Genomic DNA, 17,595 nt, shown 5'->3' with positions numbered 1-17,595 from the left:
CCCCTGGGCCGCCCCGCCTCCCGCCATCCGCGGGATGCGCATCAGCCGAGCCCGCGCACCACGGGCAGCTCGAGCTCGCGGATCTTCTTGCGCAGGGTGTTGCGGTTCAGGCCGAGCATGGCGGCCGCCTTGATCTGGTTGCCCCGGGTCGCGCCGAGAACGAGGCGGAGCAGCGGCCGTTCCACCTCGGCCAGCACGCGGTCATACAGGTCGCGCACCGGCAGCCCGTCCTTCTGGGCGGAGACGAAGGCCTTCAGGTGCCGCTCCACCGCCTGTTCCAGCGTCTCCGGCCCGCGGGCGCCGGCCTCGGCGGGCGGCTCCGCCTCCTGCAGCTCGGAGGTCACGGCATCGGCGTCGATCGTCTCCTGCGGGTAGAGCGCGGCGAGGCGGCGCATGAGGTTTTCCAGCTCGCGCGCATTGCCCGGCCAGGCATGGCCCTTCAGCCGCTCCACCGCCTCCAGGCTCAGCTGCTTCATCGGCAGGCCCGAGGATTTCGCGCGGTCGAGGAAGTGCCGCGCCAGCAGCGGGATGTCCTCCAGCCGCTCGCGCAGCGGCGGCAGGCGGATCGGCACCACGTTCAGGCGGTAGAACAGGTCCTCGCGGAACAGGCCCTGGCGGATCGACTGGCGCAGGTCGCGATGCGTGGCGGCGACGATGCGGACATTGGCCTTGATCGGGTTGCGGCCGCCGACCGTGGTGAACTCGCCCTCCTGCAGCACGCGCAGCAGGCGGGTCTGCGCCTCGGGCGGCATGTCGCCGATCTCGTCGAGGAAGAGCGTGCCGCCGGCCGCCTGCTCGAACCGGCCGATGCCGCGGTTCAGCGCGCCGGTGAAGGCGCCGCGCTCATGCCCGAACAGCTCGCTCTCGATCAGCTCGCGCGGGATGGCCGCCATGTTGATGGCGACGAAGGGCCCACCGCGGCGGCGGCCATAGTCGTGCAGGGCGCGCGCCACCAGCTCCTTGCCGGTGCCCGACTCGCCGGTGATCATCACCGTCAGGTCGGTGGTCGTGAGCCGGGCGACGGTCCGGTAGATCTCCTGCATGGCCGGGCTGCGGCCGACCAGCGGCAGGCGCTCGTTCCCGTCCTCGCCGGTGTCCTCGGCCGGCTGCGGCGCCTGGGGCGCGGCCAGCGCCCGCTCCACCACCGCCATCAACTCCTTCAGGTCGAAGGGTTTCGGGAGATATTCGAAGGCGCCCCTTTGCGCCGCCTTCAGGGCGGTCATGAAGGTGGACTGCGCCGACATGACCACCACGCGCAATTCCGGGCGGACGCGCTTGATGCGCGGGACGAGGTCGAGGCCGTTCTCGTCCGGCATCACCACATCGGTGATGACCAAGTCGCCCTCGCCATCCTCCACCCAGCGCCAGAGCGTGCTGGCCGAGGAGGTGGCCCGCACCTGGTAGCCGGACCGGCCGAGCGCCTGGCTGAGCACGGTGCGGATGGCGCGGTCGTCATCGGCGACCAGGATGGTGCGGCTGTCGCTCATGCTCGATCCCTGGAACGGAGGCCCGGCGTGGCCCCCCCGGTCCGCCGGGGCGGCGGGGGCGGCATGGCGAGCGAGAGGCGGAAGACCGTGCGGCCGGGGCGGCTGTCGCATTCGATCAGCCCGCCCTGGTCGGCGACCAGCTTGGCGACGAGGGCGAGGCCGAGCCCCTGGCCGCCGCGCTTGGTGGTCACGAAGGGCTCGAACAACGTCGCGCGCACCGCATCCGGGATGCCCGGGCCGTTGTCCCGCACGCTGACCTGCAGCGGCAGGTGCACCCTCTCGCGGCTGCCCGGCACGGCGATGCGGACGCCGTGGTGGTAGGCGGTGGAGAGCACGATCTCGCCCCCCGCCGGATCGACCGCCTCGGCGGCGTTCTTCACCAGGTTCAGCAGCACCTGCACCAGCTGGTCGCGGTTGCCCCAGACCTGCGGCAGGGAGGGATCGTAGTCCTCGGTCACCCGCAGATGCGCGGCGAAGCCGGTCTGCGCCACCCGCCGGACATGGTCCAGCACCTGGTGGATGTTCACCGCCGCCAGCTCCACCGGCCGGTCGGAGAACATGTCCATCCGGTCGACCAGGTTGCGGATCCGGTCGGCCTCGTCCTGGATGAGCTGGCACAGCTCCCGGTCGCCGTCGTCGGCGGCCGCCTGCTCGAGCAGCTGCGCCGCGCCGCGGATGCCGGAGAGCGGGTTCTTCACCTCGTGGGCGAGCATCTCCGCCATGGCCGAGGCGCCGCGCGCCGCGCCGAGGAAGTTCAGCTGCCGGTTCATCATCTGCGCGGTGGAGCCGTCCTGCAGCGTCAGCACCACGCCGCCCGGCATCTCCGGCAGCGGGCCGCCATGGGCGGAGACGCCGCGGCGGTGCAGCCGTGGGCTTTCCAGCGTCAGGTCATGGTCGGAGACCGGCGCCTCATGCTGGCGCACCTGGGCGAGCAGGGCGAAGAGCCGGCTGTCCTCCGGCAGCAGGTCACCGAGCCGGAGCGTGGCGAGCGAGGGGAAGGAGAGCTGGAAGAACAGCTCCGCCGCCGGGTTGACGTAGCGGAAGCGGTTCTCCGCATCCAGCACCACCGCCGGCATGGGCAGGGCGGAGAGGATGGCGGCGGCCTCGGGCAGCGGCAGGCTGCGGGCCGGCTTTGCGGGATGCGGCCGCAGCCTGGAGAAGAGCACGTCGCTCATGCCGCCAGCCGGCTGGACTCGTCGTCGGCATGGCCGCGCGCATGGAAGGCGGCGCGCACCGCTTCCAGCCCCTGGTCGAGCAGCGGCTGGTAGTAGGCATGGATCAGCGCCTCGACCTGCGCCGGCGTGTCCACCTGGTTGACCTTCGCGCGGAACTCGGCCGAACCCGGCAGGCCCTTCGAGTACCAGGCGATGTGCTTGCGGGCGAGCCGCACGCCGGTCTGCGTGCCGTGATGCGACAGCATGTCGCGGTAGTGGCCGAGCAGGATCTCCAGCTGCTCCGCGAGCGGAGGCTCGGCCGGGCGCTGCCCGGTGGCGAGGTAGTCGGCCACCTGGCGCGGGAACCAGGGGCGACCATAGCAGCCGCGGCCGATCATCACGCCATCGGCGCCCGACTGCCGCAGCGCCTCGGCGGCGTCCTCCGGCGTCAGGATGTCGCCATTGACCAGCACCGGAATGCCGACCGCGTCCTTCACCCGCCGCACGAAGGCCCAGTCGGCCGTGCCGGTGTAGAGCATCTGCCGGGTGCGGCCATGGATGGTGACGAGGCGGATGCCGCAGGCCTCGGCGATCTGCGCCAGGCGCGGGGCGTTCAGCGACTGGTGGTCCCAGCCCATGCGCATCTTGAGGGTGACGGGGACGGAGACCGCCTTCACCGTCGCCTCCAGGATGGCGGCGGCGCGGACCTCGTCGCGCATCAGCGCGCTGCCGGCCTGCTGGCCGACCGCCACCTTCTTCACCGGGCAGCCGAAATTGATGTCGACGATGGCCGCGCCGCGATCGACCGCGAGCCGCGCCGCCTCGGCCATCACCGCCGGCTCGCAGCCCGCGAGCTGCACGGCTGACGGCGCGCCGAAGCCGTCCACCTCGGCCATCTTCAGGGTCTGCCGGTTCTCCCGCACCATGGCCTGGGAGGCGATCATCTCGCTGACCACCATCCCGGTGCCCTGGGCGCGGGCCAGCCGGCGGAAGGGCAGGTCGGTCACGCCGGACATCGGCGCCAGGTACACCGGCGTTTCGATCCGCAGGCCGCCGACGGAAAGCGACCGCAATGCGGGCACCTGGGCGGTCCGGTCGGCACCGGCGGGGGGGGTGATGCTCATGATTTGAGCAAGGTAGGTGAAGTGATGCCAGCCGGCAACGCGTCCACGGCCCGACCAAGGCGCTTTTCCGTCGATGCTCGGCGGACCCGTCTCGCCGGCGCTGCGGTTTCCGTCCGCCGGCGATCGGCGCTAGGGTCCGGCACGATGACGATCGCCGCTTTGCTGATGGCCGCCGGGCAGGGCACCCGATTCGGCGCCGACCAGCCGAAACAATACCTGCCGCTGCTCGGCCGCCCGGTGCTGCGCCATGCCGCCGAGGCGCTGCTGGCCGCGGGCGGCGTCGGCCTCCTCCAGCCGGTCTGCGCCGCGGGGGAGGAGGAGCGGGTCGCCGGCCTCCTCGCCGGCCTGCCCGCCCTGCCGCCGGTGCCGGGCGGCGCGACCCGCCAGGACAGCGTGCGCGCGGGGCTGGAGGCGCTGGCGCGCCGGCCGGAGCCGCCCGCCATCGTGCTGGTGCACGACGCCGCCCGTCCGGTGATCCCGCCCGGCACCATCCCGGCCCTGCTGCTGGCGCTGGAGCGCGTGCCGGGTGCCATCCCGGCCCAGCCGGTGGCCGATACCCTGAAGCGCGGCGAGTCGGGGCTGATCCGGGAGACGGTGCCGCGCGCCGGCCTCTACCGCGCCCAGACGCCGCAGGCCTTCCGCTTCCCGGACCTGCTGGCGGCGCATCGCGCCGCCGGCGCCGAGGCGACCGACGACGCCCAGCTGCTGGAACGCGCCGGCGCGCGCGTCGCGCTGGTGCCCGGCGCCGAGACCAATGTGAAGATCACCTTCCCCGAGGACCTCGACCGCGTGGAGGCTCTGCTGATGCCCCGCCTGCTGCCGCGCATCGGCACCGGCTTCGACGTCCACCGCACCGAGGCCGGGCGGCCCATGGTGCTGTGCGGCGTGACCATCCCCTGCGAATTCGGCCTGGAAGGCCATTCCGACGCCGATGTCGGCATCCACGCGCTGTGCGACGCCATCTATGGCGCGCTGGCGGAGGGCGATATCGGTCGCTGGTTCCCGCCCTCCGAGATGCGGTGGAAGGGCGCCGACAGCGCGCAATTCCTGCAGCACGCGGCGGCGCGGATCGCGGCGCGCGGCGGCATGCTGGCCAATGCCGACGTCACCATCCTCTGCGAGCGGCCGAGGATCGGGCCGCACCGGGACGCCATGCAGGCGCGGCTGGCGGAATTGCTGGGGGTCGAGCCCGGCCGCATCGGCGTGAAGGCGACCACCACCGAACGCCTGGGCTTCACCGGCCGCGGCGAGGGGATCGCCGCCCAGGCCGCGGCCATGCTGCTGCTGCCGGCCTGACAGCGGCGGCCGCCGGTCGCGTCCGATCGACGCCGCCTCGGCCGCAGGGCCCCGGCGCCCGCCCGGGTGCCGGGAAGGACGGGCACAGGCCCGCCGCATGGGCAGGCAGGCGCCGTCACGCCGGTTCCCAGTCGCGCCGCAGCCGCGTCCGGCCGCCGCAGAGCGCCTGCATGGACCGCAGCAGCCGGAACAGCCAGCGCGGCGGCCGCCAGGCCGGCTGCGCCAGCAGGCGATCGGCCACCCGCAGGAAGATGGGCCGGTAGAGTTCGGACAGTTCGGGGTCCGGCAGCCATGGCGACGGCGCCGGCAGGGCGCTGAACAGCCGCAGCCGCCGCGCCAGGACCACCGCCCGCAGCCCCATGATGCGGATGCCGCGCCGCACCGCGCAGCAGACCCGCCAGGTCAGCGCCCTGAGCGCCGCCGGCGCGCCGGGCTGCGCCACCGCCCAGAGCAGCGCCAGCCACAATTCCCGGTGCGCCCAGCGGCGATAGCTGCGGGACACGGTGTCGGCCGGGCCGAATGCCGCCGGCAGGGCGGCCCAGGCGGCGCGGCCGCCGCCCCCATGCCCGCCCGGGGCCGTCGGCCGCTTCAGGGTGACGGCGCGGAAGATGGCATCCAGCCGGGCCCGCGGATCGGCCATCCGCTCCCCCGCGCGCCCGGGCAAGGCCAGGCCGCAGCCGAGGGCGCGGAGATAGGGCGCGACCGCCGTCCATTCCGCATCGGTCATCGGCGCCCAGCCATGCGCCGGCGTCAGGCAGGTGAGGGGGTCGAGGTAGAGCCGCCGCCAGAGGTCGTGCCGGGCGACGAAATCCGGCGGCACGAGGCCTGGGGGGAGGGACGCGGCGGCGGGTGGGCGGCGGGGCATCGGACGGGCCTCCGGCACGGGACGGCTGGACCCGCAACGGAAGCAGAAAATAGGAATAAATTCAAGAACAATCCTTGCCCTGGGTGACGCTCCGGCGGCCCGGCGCGGGTCAGCCTCCCCCGCGGCGGCCGCTCACCCGATCGGCGCCACCTGCAGCCGCACCCAGGTCAGGAATTCGGGATCGCCCTGGGTGATGGGCAGGGCGACGATGGCCGGCGTCTCGTAGCTGTGCAGGGCGCGGATGCGCGCGCACAGCGCGTCGAAGCGCGCGGCCGTGGTCTTGGCGACGAACCCCACCTCCTCCGTTTCCTGCAGCGTGCCCTCCCAGCGGAAGATGGCGGTATGGGCGGGCAGGATGTTGACGCAGGCCGCCAGGTGCTCGCGCACCAGGGCGCGGGCGATGGTCCGCGCCTCCTCGGCGTCCGAAGCGGTCGCATAGACCCAGAGCACGTCGTAGTTCATGGGGTTGCCCGAGGGTTCCAGGGGCCTTCCGGCCCCTGGCGGATGGGGTCCGGGGAAGGCGGCGCCTTCCCCGGGATCATGCCCGTTCCAGGATGGAGACGTAGTTGGCGACGGCGGCGCCGCCCATGTTGAAGATGCCGCCGATATCGGCCTTCGGCAGCTGCATCGCGCCGGCCGTGCCGGTCAGCTGCATGGCGGTCAGCACATGCATGGAGATGCCGGTCGCGCCGATCGGGTGGCCCTTCGACTTTAGGCCGCCGGAGCGGTTCACCGGCAGCTTCCCATCCGCCGCGGTCCAGCCGTCCAGCACGGCCCTGGCGCCCTGGCCTTCCTTCGCCAGGCCCATCGCCTCGTATTCCAGCAGCTCGGCGATGGTGAAGCAGTCATGCGTCTCGACGAAGGAGAGGTCGGTGACCGCGCCGAGCCCCGCCTGGTCCAGCGCGCGGGACCAGGCCTCGCGCGGGCCCTCGAAGCGGATGACGTCGCGCGACGCGATGGGGAGGAAGTCGTTCACCTGCACCGCGGCGCGGAAGCGCACCGCCTTCTGCATGGCCTTCGCCGTCTCGGCATCGGTCAGGATCAGCGCCGCGGCGCCGTCGGAGACGAGCGAGCAGTCGGTGCGCTTCAGCGGCGGGGCGACGAAGGGGTTCTTCTCGCTCTCGGCGCGGCAGAAGGCGAAGCCCAGGTCCTTGCGCATCTGCGCCCAGGGGTTGTCCACGCCGTTCCTGTGGTTCTTCGCGGCGATGGCGGCCAGCGCGTCGGACTGGTCGCCATGGCGCTGGAAATAGGCCTCGGCGATGCGGGCGAAGACGCCGGCGAAGCCGCCCTGGATGTCCTGCTCGGTCTTGCGGTAGCTGGCGTTCAGCAGGATCTCTCCCACTTGCGCGCCCGGCGTGGCCGTCATCTTTTCCGCCCCGAGCACCAGCGCGAAGCGGCCGCGCTTCGCCGCCAGGAAGTCCAGCGCGCCATGGATGGCGGCGGTGCCGGTGGCGCAGGCATTCTCGTAGCGCGTGATAGGCTTGAAGCGCAGCTCCGGCACGCTCTGCAGGACCAGCGAGGAGGGGAAGCCCTGGTTGGTGAATCCCTCGCCGAAGACGCCGACGAAGCCGGCATCCACCTCGGCCGGGGTGATCCCGGCATCCTCGATGGCGGCGCGGCCGACCTGGGCGAGCAGGGTCTCGAGGTCGGGTGCCTCCGACCGGCCGAAGGGCGTGTGCGCCCAGCCGATGATGCAGGCCTCCGGCGCGGCGATGCTGGGGGCGGCCATGGGGATTCCTCCGTGCGGTTGGGCGGAACATAGGGGCGGGGCGGCGCGGCCGCCACCGTCCCGCACGGGGGAAGGCCGCCGGCGGCTACCCCCCGGCCGGCCCGCGTGCTGCAATCCCGGGCAAGCAAGGGAGCGGGACGGCATGACCTGGCAGCCGGAACTGGACGAGCTGGCGCGGCGGCAGGCGCTGGCCGAGGCGATGGGCGGGCCGGAGAAGGTCAAGCGCCAGCATGACGGCGGCCGCCTGACGGTGCGGGAGAGGATCGGCGCGCTGCTCGACCCCGGCAGCTTCCAGGAGGTGGGCGCGATCGCCGGCAAGGGCGAGTACGGGCCGGACGGGACGCTGGCGGGCTTCACCCCCTCCAACTGCGTCATGGGGCGCGGGCAGGTGGAAGGCCGGCCGGTGGTGGTGGTCGGCGACGACTTCACGGTGCGCGGCGGCAGCGCCGACGCCACCATCCGCGAGAAGCCGATCATGGCGGAACGCATGGCCGCCGACCTGCGGCTGCCGATCATCCGGGTGATCGAGGGCTCGGGCGGCGGCGGGTCGGTGAAGACCATCGAGACGACCGGGCGGGCCAACCTGCCGGGCGGCATCGGCGGCAACTGGCTGTACCACCATACCGGCGACAACCTGGCGCGGGTGCCGGTGGTGGGGCTGGGGCTGGGCTCGGTCGCCGGGCTGGGCGCGGCGCGGCTGGCGGCGACGCATTTCAGCGTCATGACCAGGGAGACCAGCGCCATGTTCGTCGCCGGCCCGCCGGTGGTGAACGCGCTGGGCGGCACGCCGCTGAGCAAGGCGGAGCTCGGCGGCTGGGAGATCCAATGCCGCGCCGGATCGGTGGACCATGCGGTGGACACCGAGGAGGAGGCGTTCGAGGCCGCCCGGCGCTTCCTGAGCTACCTGCCCGCCAATGTCTGGGAGGTGCCGAGGCGCCTGCCGGGCGAGGACGACCCGCGACGGACGGAGGAGGACTGGCTCTCGGTCATTCCGCGCAACCTGCGAAAACCCTACCGCATGCGGCCGCTGATCGAGGGGCTGATGGACCGCGGCTCGGTCTTCGAGATGGGGCGCTGGTTCGGCCGGTCCGTCATCACCTGCCTGGCGCGGCTCGATGGGCTGCCGGTGGCGGTGATGGCCGGCGACCCCATGCACTATGCCGGGTCCTGGACCGCCGATGCCTGCGCCAAGGTGATCCGCTTCGTGGACCTGGCGGAGACCTTCCACCTGCCGGTGGTCTACCTGATGGACTGCCCGGGCTTCATGATCGGGCTGGAGGCGGAGCAGCGCGGCACCATCCGCTGGGGCGTGCGCGCCATGGCGGCGGTGAACCAGACGACCGTGCCCTGGTGCACCATCATCGTCCGCAACGCCTTCGGCGTCGCCGGCGTGGTCCACCAGCCGGCCAGCCGTTACTCCGTCCGCTATGCCTGGCCCTCGGCGCGCTGGGGCAGCCTGCCGCTGGAAGGCGGGATCGAGGCGGCCTATCGCGCCGACCTCGACGCCGCCGGGGACCGCGGGGCGAAGCTGGCGGAGATCGAGGCGCGCTTGCAGCAATTGCGGTCCCCGCTGCGGACGGCGGAGGCCTTCTGGGTGGAGGAGATCATCGACCCCAGGCAGACGCGCAGGCTGCTGTGCGAGTTTTCCGGGCTGGCGGAGCGGCTGCTGGAGCCCGGGCAGCGGGCGCATGGCATGCGGCCATAGCCAGGATCGGGGAGGAAAAGGCATGTCCTCCCCGAACCCCACCTTTGCCTTCCGTGGGTTCGCCGCCGACCGGCACACCGAGGATTGCCCATGATCACCATCCGCGAGGACGACCTCTCCGGCGAGCAGACGCGGGCGCTGCTGGCGCTGCACTTGCAGGGCATGCATGCCAACTCGCCGCCCGGCAGCGTCTTCGCCCTCGACCTCTCCGGCCTCCAGGCGCCCGGCGTCACGGTGTGGTCGGCCTGGGAGGAGGGCGAGCGCATCGCCGGCATCGGCGCGCTCAAGGACCTGGGCGACGGGACGGGGGAGGTGAAGTCCATGCGCACCCACCCCGACCACCTGCGCAAGGGCGTCGCGGCGCAGGTGCTGGAACGCATCATCGGGGAGGCCAGGGCGCGGGGTCTCCGCCGGCTCAGCCTGGAGACCGGCAGCGGCCCGGCCTTCGACCCGGCCCTCGCCCTCTACCGCCGCCGCGGCTTCCGCGACGGCGAGGCCTTCGCCGACTATGTCCGCAGCCCCTTCAACCAGTTCCTGCACCTGGACCTGTAGGGCCGCGCGGGCGCCTTCCCAACCGCCCCGATCCCCGCCACAACCGCGGGACGCCACGCCGCCGGGACCCCGCATGTCGCGCATCGCCTATGTGAACGGCCGCTACCTCGACCAGCGCCTGGCCGAGGTGAACATCGAGGACCGCGGCTACCAGTTCGGCGACGGCATCTACGAGGTGGTGCACCTGTTCCAGGGCCGCTTCGTGGACGAGGACCGGCACCTCGCCCGGCTGGAACGCTCCCTCGCCGAGATCCGCCTGCCCATGCCGATGCCGCGCGCCGCCCTGCGGCATGTGCTGCTGGAGGTGGCGCGGCGGAACCGGGTGACGGAGGGCCTGCTCTACATGCAGGTCACCCGCGGGGTCGCCCGGCGCGACCACGCCTTCCCGGCGCGGCCGGTGCCGCCGGCCCTCGTCGTCACCATCCGCCGCATCCCGCCCTATCCGCGCGACATCGACCGCTGGGCGATCGCCTGCATCTCTCATCCCGACCTGCGCTGGGCCCGCCGCGACATCAAGAGCGTGAACCTGCTGCCCAATGTCCTGGCCCGCCAGGCGGCGCGGGAGCAGGGGGCGGCGGAGGCGATCCTCTACGAGGAGGCAACCGGCCTGGTGACCGAGGGCGCCGCCACCACCTTCTGGATCGTCGACGAGCACGGCGTGATCCGCACCCGCCACCTCGACCACGCCATCCTGCCCGGCTGCACCCGCGGCGCCCTGGTCGCCGAGCTGCGGGATGCCGGGATCGGCTTCGTGGAGCGGGAATTCTCGCTGGCGGAGATGCGCCGCGCGCGGGAGGCCTTCATCACCTCCGCCACCTCCTTCGTGAAGCCGGTGACGCGCATCGACGGGACGCCGGTCGGGGATGGACGGGTCGGCCCGGTGACGCGGCGGCTGTTCGACCTGTTCGCCCGGCATGTGAAGGGCAATGCCGGATGACCCTGCCGGCGCCGCGCGCGATCCTCTGGGACTGGGACAACACGCTGGTGGATGGCTGGGCGGCGATCGCCGCCGGGCTGAACGCCGCCTTCCGCGCGCATGGCCTGCCGGAATGGACGCTGGAGGAGGTGCGCGGCCGCGTCCGCCGCTCGCTGCGCGAGACCTTCCCCGAGATGTTCGGCGCCGCCTGGGAACAGGCCCGCGACACCTTCTATGCCGAGGTCCGGGCGCGCCACCTGGCGGTGCTGCGGCCGATGCCCGGCGCCGCCGGGGCGATCGCGGCGGTCGCCGCCCGGGGCCTGCCGCAGGGCGTCATCAGCAACAAGCAGGGGCCGCTGCTGCGGGCGGAGGCGGCGCATCTCGGCTGGGACCGGCATTTCGGCGCGCTGCTCGGCGCCGGCGATGCCGCCGCCGACAAGCCCGACCCGGCGCCCTTCCGCCTGGCGCTGGCGGCGCTGGGGCAGGCGGCCGGCCCGGCGGTCTGGTATGTCGGCGACACCGCGCTCGACATGCAGGCCGCCCGGGCGGCGGGCTGCACGGCGGTGCTGCTCGGCGATGCGGCGCATGACGGCGGCATCGCCCAGGCGGCGCCGGACCATGCCTTCGCGGATGGCGCGGCGCTGGCGGCTTGGCTGCGCGGGGCGGCGGGCTGAGGGGTTCCCCGGGACCGCCCGCCGGCGCCCGGGCCGGGTGACGCGGCCGCGCCGCCGCCCGGGGCCTGCCGTCGCGGCGCCGCTGCCTTCAGCCGCTGCCTTCACATGCTCTCCGGCATGGCCGCGCGGCGCTTGCGCCGCCCCGCCGGCGCGTCCGACCATCCCGCCGCGCCCATCCGCGCCGCGCACGGCCTGCCCGTAAGGTCGAACACGCCACCCGCCGCCCGGCGATCCGCCCTGGCCCCGGGACCCGAAGCGGCGCTGCGGTCCGCATCGCGGCCGCCGGTCCCGCCGAACCCGTCCCGGCCCCCGGCCGGGCCTCGACTGGAGCTGGGCGCATGCGGCTTGCCTTCGACGACCCCGAGCGGGACGACCAGCTGCAGCGGACCGCCGCCGCCGCCTATGCCGGCGCCGCCGACCTCGGCGAGATGCTGGTCGCCGTCGCGGCGGTCACGCGCGGCGATCCGCGCGGCTGGTACGGCGCCTGGTCGGCGGCGGCGGAGCGGGCGGAGGCGCTGGCCGGGCAGGGCGGCGATCGCCGCAGCATCGCCAATGCCTGGCTCCGCGCCTCGGAATACTGGCGGCAGGCCTTCGTCTTCCACCGCGACGACCTCGGCGATGCGCGGCTGCAGACCGGCTGGCGGCGCCACCGCGACGCCTTCCGCGCGGCGCTGCCGCTGCTCTCGCTGGTCCCCAGCCTGGCGGAGATCCCCTTCGGCACCGGCCGCCTGACCGGCTACCTGCTGCGCCCGGCCGGCGCGGTCCTGGCCCGGCCGACGGTCATCCTGCCGGCGGGCTACGATTCCACCGCCGAGTCCGCCTATGCCGAGACCGCCTGGATGGCGCTGGACCGCGGCATGAACGCCTTCTGCCTGGAAGGGCCGGGGCAGGGCGGCACGCTCTACCGGGACGGGATCCCGATGCGGCCGGACTACGAGGCGGTGCTGGCGCCGGCGCTGGACTGGCTGCTCGGCCAGCCGGGCGTCGACCCGGACCGGCTCGTGCTGCTCGGCCGCAGCCTCGCCGGCTACCTGGCGCCGCGCGCCGCGGCGCGGGAAACCCGGCTGGCCGCCCTGGTCTGCGATCCCGGGCAGGTCGAATTCGCCAGCCGCATCCAGGCGATGCTCGCCCGCGCGGTCCCCGGCGACGCGGCGGCGACCTGGGCCGGCATCCTCGCCGCCGATCCCGCGCAGGACGCAAGGCTGCAAGGCCTGCTCGACCAGCCGGCGATGCGCGCCATGCTGGCGCCGCGCATGGCGACCCTGGGCGCGGCGACGGTCGGCGATTTCCTCCGCCGCCAGGCAGAGTTCACGCTGGAGGGCCTCGCCGACCGCATCCGCTGCCCCACCCTGGTGGTGGAGTGCGAGGGCGACTTCGCGTCGCAATCCGACCGGCTCTTCGCGGCGCTGGCCTGCAGCAAGGTACTGGTCCGGCTGGGCACGGGGAGCGGCGCGGGCGGCCATTGCGGCGGCCTGGGCCAGCAGGCCTGGGCGGGGGCGGTGTTCCCCTGGATCGCCGCGACGCTCGGCTGGCCGGGGTGACCACCACCGGTCCCGGCCGGTGCGCCGCCCGCCGGACGACCCGGCCGCCGGCGCCGGGAGGGGCGGCCCCGCACCGGACAACCGGGCCCGGCCGCGACGCCGCCGCGCCCATGCCGGTGCGGACCGGCCCGCCCACCCGCCATGCCGGGCCCGCAATGCTGCATCGCAGCAAAATTGTTCACGCGCCCGGCAAGCTTCCCTTGCAACCCGCCCGGCGGTGTCGGATGTTCTGGACACCTGCTTCCCCGGGACAATCCCCCTTGGGGGAAGCCCGCCCAGGCATGCCGCGCCGCGCGGCTGCCAAGAACAAGAAGGACCGCGCCGTGGCCGCCGAGAAGTCCCAGAACGTACAGGACGTCTTCCTGAACCACGTTCGCAAGAGCAAGACCCCCGTAACGATTTTCCTCGTCAACGGCGTCAAGCTGCAGGGCATCATCACCTGGTTCGACAACTTCTCGGTGCTGCTGCGGCGGGACGGGCATACCCAGCTCGTCTACAAGCACGCGATCAGCACGGTGATGCCCGGGGCGCCGATCCAGCTCTTCGACCCCACCGCCCCGCGCGAAGGGGCGGCCGTGCGCACCGAGGGCACGACGTTGACGATGACCAGAGAGGCCAATCCTGTCGGTTCGTGAGAAGACCGGGCTGCCTGCGCCCGCCAATGACCGCGGTGAGGGCACGGATGAGGGTCCGACCCGCGCCGCGGTGATCCTGCCCTATGACCGCCCCGGCCGCGCCGCGCAGGGGCTTGTCCCCGGCGGCATCCCGGACGGCACCGCCCGCGCCGCCGAGGCGCGGCTGGCCGAGGCGGTGGGCCTCGCCGCCAGCATCGGCGTGACCATCGTCCACCAGGCCGTCTTCCCGCTGCGCGACCGCCGCCCCAGCACCCTGCTGGGCGAAGGCCAGGTGCAGACGGCCGGGGAGGCGATCGCGCTGCACCGCGTCGGCGTCGCGGTGGTGGATGCCGCCCTCAGCCCGGTGCAGCAGCGCAACCTGGAGCGCGAGTGGCGCTGCAAGGTCATCGACCGCACCGGCCTGATCCTGGAGATCTTCGGCGAGCGCGCCCGCACCAAGGAGGGCGCGCTGCAGGTCGAACTGGCGCATCTCGACTACCAGCGCACCCGCCTGGTCCGGTCCTGGACCCACCTGGAGCGGCAGCGGGGCGGCTTCGGCTTCCTCGGCGGCCCCGGCGAGTCGCAGATCGAGCTCGACCGGCGGCTGATCACCGACCGCATGGTGAAGCTGAAGAAGGAGCTGGAGCAGGTCCGCCGCACCCGCGGCCTGCACCGCAAGGCGCGGGAGAAGGTGCCCTACCCGGTCATCGCCCTGGTCGGCTACACCAATGCCGGCAAGTCGACCCTGTTCAACGCGCTGACCGGCGCCGGCGTCTATGCCCAGGACCAGCTCTTCGCCACGCTCGACCCCACCATGCGCGGCATCCGCCTGCCCTCCGGCCGGCGGGCCATCCTGTCCGACACCGTCGGCTTCATCTCCGACCTGCCGACCCAGCTGGTGGAAGCCTTCCGCGCGACGCTCGAGGAGGTGGCGGCGGCCGACATCATCCTGCATGTCCGCGACGTCGCGCATCCCGATACCGGGGCGCAGCGGGCCGATGTGCTGGGGGTGCTGGAGGAAATGGCGGCCGGCGCCGACGCCGCGCTGGACGAGGGCTGGGAGGCCCGGGTGGTCGAGGTGCTGAACAAGGCCGACCTGCTGGGCGGCACCGGCGCCGTCCCAGGCGGCGGCGGCGAGCGGTCGGTCGCCGTCTCCGCCCTGACCGGGGAGGGGCTGGACGCGCTGCGCGCCCTGCTGGATGCGCGGCTCTCGGCCGGGATGGAAACGGTGGACTATGCCATCCCGGCGGCCGACGGCGCCCGGCTCGCCTGGCTCTACCGGCATGGCGAGGTGCTGGCCCGCGACGATGCCGAGGGCGATGTGCGGGTGACCGTGCGGCTGTCCCCGGCCGACCGGGCGCGGTTCGAGCAGCCGCCGGCGTGACCCCGCGACTCGACCTGGCGGCGGTCACCGGCGTGACCGCGCTGCTGCGCGAGGCCGCGCGCGCGGAGATCCTGCCGCGCTTCCGGCGGCTGGCCGCCGGCCAGGTGCGGACCAAGTCGGGCCCGCTCGACCTCGTCACCGATGCCGATGAGGCAGCCGAGCGGGTGATCGCCGCCGGGCTCGCCGCGCGCTTCCCCGGCTGCGTCGTGGTGGGGGAGGAGGCGGCGGCCGGGGATCCGGCGCTGCTCGGGCGGCTGGCCGGGGCGGACCTAGCCTTCGTGGTCGACCCGGTGGACGGCACGGCGAATTTCGCCGCCGGCCTGCCGGTCTTCGGCTGCATGGCCGCCGCCGTCGTGCGGGGCGAGATCGTCGCCGGCTGGATCCATGACCCGCTGGGCGACGACACCGCCATCGCGCTGCGCGGGGAGGGCGCCTGGGTCGAGTCGCCGGACGGCCACCGGCATGACCTGCGCGTGGCGGCGCCGGCGCCGGTCGCCGAGATGGTGGGCGCCGTCTCCTGGGCCTATCTGGCCGAGCCGCTGCGCAGCCGCGTCGCCGCCCGCCTGCCGCGGCTGCGCGCCGTGGTCGGGTATCGCTGCGCCGCGCATGAATACCGGATGGCCGCCGGCGGGCATGCGCATGCGCTGCTCTACAACCGGCTGATGCCGTGGGACCATGCCCCGGGCTGGCTGCTGCACCGGGAAGCGGGCGGCTATTCTGCGCGCTTCGACGGCAGCGCCTATGGCCCGCTGGTCACCGGCGGCGGGCTGATCGCCGCGCCCGACCGGGACTGCTGGCAGGCGCTGCACGACGCGCTGGTGGCGGAGTAGCGGCCTCCCGGCGCACCGGCGGGGGTTGTGCCGCCCCTGCCGGGCTCTGTCCGCCACCGGGTCCAGGCGATCCGCCGGATCCCGGCCCGGGCGTGACGCCCGGCCGAGCCCCCGCCTGTCGTCCGGCCCGACGGGTCCGGGGGCCCCTCGGCCCCTGGTGGCGGGAGGTCGAGCGGGCGCGCGCCCTCTCATGCGGGGAGAGGTCGAGGCGGGCGGCGCCCCCCGCGATGCCGCCGGATTGCACGCCGCTGCCCCGCCTGCCTATTGTTCCGGCATGGAACCGGACAGCGCCCCGCCCGGACGCCCGCGCTGGCATGCCGCCCTCGCGGCGGGCCTCGTGCTGGCGGGCGGCGCCGCGGCGATCCTGCTGCTGGTCCGGCCCTTCGAGGCGCCGCCGCCGCCGATCGAGACCGTGGACGTCGCCACCGCCTGGGCCGACAGCATCGCCCGGCTGGGGATCGAGCCTGTCTTCCCGCCCACCGAGGATCTGCAGGTGGGCGATCTCTGGGCCGTGGCCGATGCCGGTGGCAGGTCGCCGCTGCTCAGCCGGGCGGTGCGGCTGGCCCGGCTGGATCTGCGGCCGGACATCCTGGCGGCGCAGCGCGGCGCCCCGGTCTTCGCCGCGACCGCGCCGGGCAGGCCGGAGGAGCCGGCCCGCGGGCTGGACCGGTTCGAGGCCGAGGTGCCGCCTGGCGAGCGGATCGCGCTGCGCATCGCCGCCTTTCCCGGCATCAGCATCCGCCACAGCGTGAAGGCGGCCGCCCGGGCGGGCGCGGCGGGCGGCCTGCTGGATGGCAGCCGGACCGGCGCGGCGACCGAGGAGATCACCATCCGCACCGCCGAGACCTATGGCGTGGATGCCGGCGAGGGCTATGGCCGCCTGGTCGCCTTCTGTGCCGAGCCGCGCACCGCGCTCTATTGCGACGAGGGCTTCGCCCGGCAGGTGCTGGAGGCGGTGTTCGGCCCGCAGATCGTCGCCGCGGCCAGCATCCGGCTGACGCTGGTGGTCCGGGTCTTCCTGACGCGGGAGCTGACGCAGCGCCGCGGCACGGAGGATGAGCGCGGCGCCACGGCCACGCTGCAGCCCGGCGCGCCGGCGGGCGGCGAGGCGCCGGCGGCGCCCCCCGGCGGCAGCCTGGCCTATGCGGCGGCCACCAGCAGCGGCCTGGCGCTGAGCCGGGTGTTCGAGCGCCCGGTCGCCTTCGGCTTCCGCTCGGTCGGCGTTGCGCCGGCGAAGAACTGACCCGGTCCCAGGAAGGGAGAGGCCGATGCGCCCGTTGATCCTCGCCGCCATCGCCGCCGGCCTGCTGTCCGGGCTGCCCGGGCCGGGTACCCCGCCGGCGGCGGCGCAGCCGCGCTGCGACTGCCAGCCCCAGCCGGCCTGCTTCGCCCGCTGCCCGGGGGCGCCGATGCCGGCGGCCCGATCGAGCATCCTCGGCTTGGCCGGGTCCTCCCCCGGCTTCGCCATGGAGGCGCTGACCACCGAGGAGGCCGAGCGGAATGCCGGGCCGGCACCGCCGGCGGCGGCCCCGGCCCCGGCCCCGGCCCGGCCGGAGGGCGAGGGCAAGCGGCCCTGACGCCGGTCGGGCCGGCGGGCGACGGGACAGCCATCCGCCAGGTGTGGGACGGCCTCCGGGCCGGCGCGCGACGGCGGGCCCGGCCGAGGCAGCCACCGGGGTTGCGGGGGGCTGGCGGCCCAGGCCGGCACCGGCTCGCCGGCCGCG

Annotated in this window: 17 protein-coding genes; 11 read left to right on the top strand and 6 right to left on the bottom strand. The window is 74.4% G+C overall.

The genetic code is table 11. The annotated features are described in order from the left end of the window. Positions 1-41: 41 nt before the first annotated feature. From ntrC to dusB, 3 genes are read right to left on the bottom strand one after another with little or no spacing between them, the layout of a single operon-like run. On the bottom strand, positions 42-1,487 hold the full coding sequence (ntrC, locus tag E2C05_RS13560) for a nitrogen regulation protein NR(I) (RefSeq protein ID WP_133220178.1): 1,446 nt from the start codon (positions 1,485-1,487) through the stop codon (positions 42-44). Further along, positions 1,484-2,662, bottom strand: a complete 1,179-nt coding sequence (locus E2C05_RS13555) for a two-component system sensor histidine kinase NtrB (protein WP_133220177.1) — start codon at positions 2,660-2,662, stop codon at positions 1,484-1,486. Before E2C05_RS13555 ends, ntrC begins: the two co-directional genes overlap by 4 nt. Continuing rightward, entirely contained in the window at positions 2,659-3,765 is a 1,107-nt protein-coding gene (dusB, locus tag E2C05_RS13550; protein ID WP_133220176.1) for a tRNA dihydrouridine synthase DusB, read from the bottom strand. The genes E2C05_RS13555 and dusB overlap by 4 nt, the downstream gene beginning before the upstream one ends. A gap of 144 nt (positions 3,766-3,909) precedes the next feature. Here dusB and E2C05_RS13545 point away from each other — a divergent pair, with 144 nt between their 5' ends. Then, positions 3,910-5,061: a bifunctional 2-C-methyl-D-erythritol 4-phosphate cytidylyltransferase/2-C-methyl-D-erythritol 2,4-cyclodiphosphate synthase gene (locus tag E2C05_RS13545; protein WP_133220175.1), complete on the top strand. Its 1,152-nt coding sequence runs from the start codon at positions 3,910-3,912 to the stop codon at positions 5,059-5,061. Between the two features lie 115 nt (positions 5,062-5,176). On the opposite strand, the gene E2C05_RS13540 is transcribed toward E2C05_RS13545, so the two are convergent. From E2C05_RS13540 to E2C05_RS13530, 3 genes are all read right to left on the bottom strand, one after another. After that, entirely contained in the window at positions 5,177-5,926 is a 750-nt protein-coding gene (locus E2C05_RS13540; protein WP_133220174.1) for a transposase, read from the bottom strand. Positions 5,927-6,058: 132 nt separating this feature from the next. Then, positions 6,059-6,388, bottom strand: coding sequence for a divalent-cation tolerance protein CutA (gene cutA / locus E2C05_RS13535; protein WP_133220173.1), 330 nt, complete (start codon positions 6,386-6,388; stop codon positions 6,059-6,061). A gap of 76 nt (positions 6,389-6,464) precedes the next feature. Further along, positions 6,465-7,655, bottom strand: a complete 1,191-nt coding sequence (locus E2C05_RS13530; RefSeq protein WP_133220172.1) for an acetyl-CoA acetyltransferase — start codon at positions 7,653-7,655, stop codon at positions 6,465-6,467. 142 nt (positions 7,656-7,797) lie between these two features. On the opposite strand from E2C05_RS13530, the gene E2C05_RS13525 reads away from it, so the two are divergent. The 10 genes from E2C05_RS13525 to E2C05_RS13480 all read left to right on the top strand — a co-directional run bounded on the left by E2C05_RS13525 (position 7,798) and on the right by E2C05_RS13480 (position 17,448). Beyond that, positions 7,798-9,360 (top strand): acyl-CoA carboxylase subunit beta, encoded by a 1,563-nt coding sequence (locus E2C05_RS13525; protein WP_133220171.1) that lies wholly within the window; start codon positions 7,798-7,800, stop codon positions 9,358-9,360. 90 nt (positions 9,361-9,450) lie between these two features. Then, positions 9,451-9,912, top strand: coding sequence for a GNAT family N-acetyltransferase (locus E2C05_RS13520; protein ID WP_133220170.1), 462 nt, complete (start codon positions 9,451-9,453; stop codon positions 9,910-9,912). Positions 9,913-9,985: 73 nt separating this feature from the next. Further along, the gene (locus E2C05_RS13515; protein WP_133220169.1) at positions 9,986-10,849 is read left to right on the top strand and encodes a D-amino-acid transaminase; all 864 of its coding nucleotides are present in this window, start codon (positions 9,986-9,988) and stop codon (positions 10,847-10,849) included. Next, positions 10,846-11,502: an HAD family hydrolase gene (locus E2C05_RS13510; protein WP_133220168.1), complete on the top strand. Its 657-nt coding sequence runs from the start codon at positions 10,846-10,848 to the stop codon at positions 11,500-11,502. The genes E2C05_RS13515 and E2C05_RS13510 overlap by 4 nt, the downstream gene beginning before the upstream one ends. 338 nt (positions 11,503-11,840) lie before the next feature. After that, positions 11,841-13,043 carry an alpha/beta hydrolase family protein gene (locus tag E2C05_RS13505; protein WP_133220167.1) on the top strand — a complete coding sequence of 401 codons (1,203 nt, stop codon included), beginning with the start codon at positions 11,841-11,843 and terminating at the stop codon, positions 13,041-13,043. 323 nt (positions 13,044-13,366) lie between these two features. Further along, a complete protein-coding gene (gene hfq, locus E2C05_RS13500) occupies positions 13,367-13,678 on the top strand; it encodes an RNA chaperone Hfq (RefSeq protein ID WP_133220189.1) in 312 nt (103 codons plus the stop codon). Positions 13,679-13,688: 10 nt separating this feature from the next. After that, positions 13,689-15,041, top strand: coding sequence for a GTPase HflX (hflX, locus tag E2C05_RS13495; protein ID WP_133220166.1), 1,353 nt, complete (start codon positions 13,689-13,691; stop codon positions 15,039-15,041). Continuing rightward, positions 15,038-15,871 carry an inositol monophosphatase family protein gene (locus tag E2C05_RS13490; protein WP_200306510.1) on the top strand — a complete coding sequence of 278 codons (834 nt, stop codon included), beginning with the start codon at positions 15,038-15,040 and terminating at the stop codon, positions 15,869-15,871. The genes hflX and E2C05_RS13490 overlap by 4 nt, the downstream gene beginning before the upstream one ends. A gap of 274 nt (positions 15,872-16,145) precedes the next feature. Continuing rightward, positions 16,146-17,114, top strand: coding sequence for a hypothetical protein (locus E2C05_RS13485; protein WP_133220165.1), 969 nt, complete (start codon positions 16,146-16,148; stop codon positions 17,112-17,114). A gap of 25 nt (positions 17,115-17,139) precedes the next feature. Further along, positions 17,140-17,448, top strand: coding sequence for a hypothetical protein (locus E2C05_RS13480; RefSeq protein WP_133220164.1), 309 nt, complete (start codon positions 17,140-17,142; stop codon positions 17,446-17,448). Positions 17,449-17,595: the final 147 nt, after the last annotated feature.

It is taken from the genome of Paracraurococcus ruber (assembly GCF_004353985.1).
Taxonomy (GTDB): Bacteria; Pseudomonadota; Alphaproteobacteria; order Acetobacterales; family Acetobacteraceae; genus Paracraurococcus; species Paracraurococcus ruber.
The sequence above is the reverse complement of the archived record's forward strand: the minus strand, read 5'-3'. Positions and strand labels throughout refer to the sequence as shown.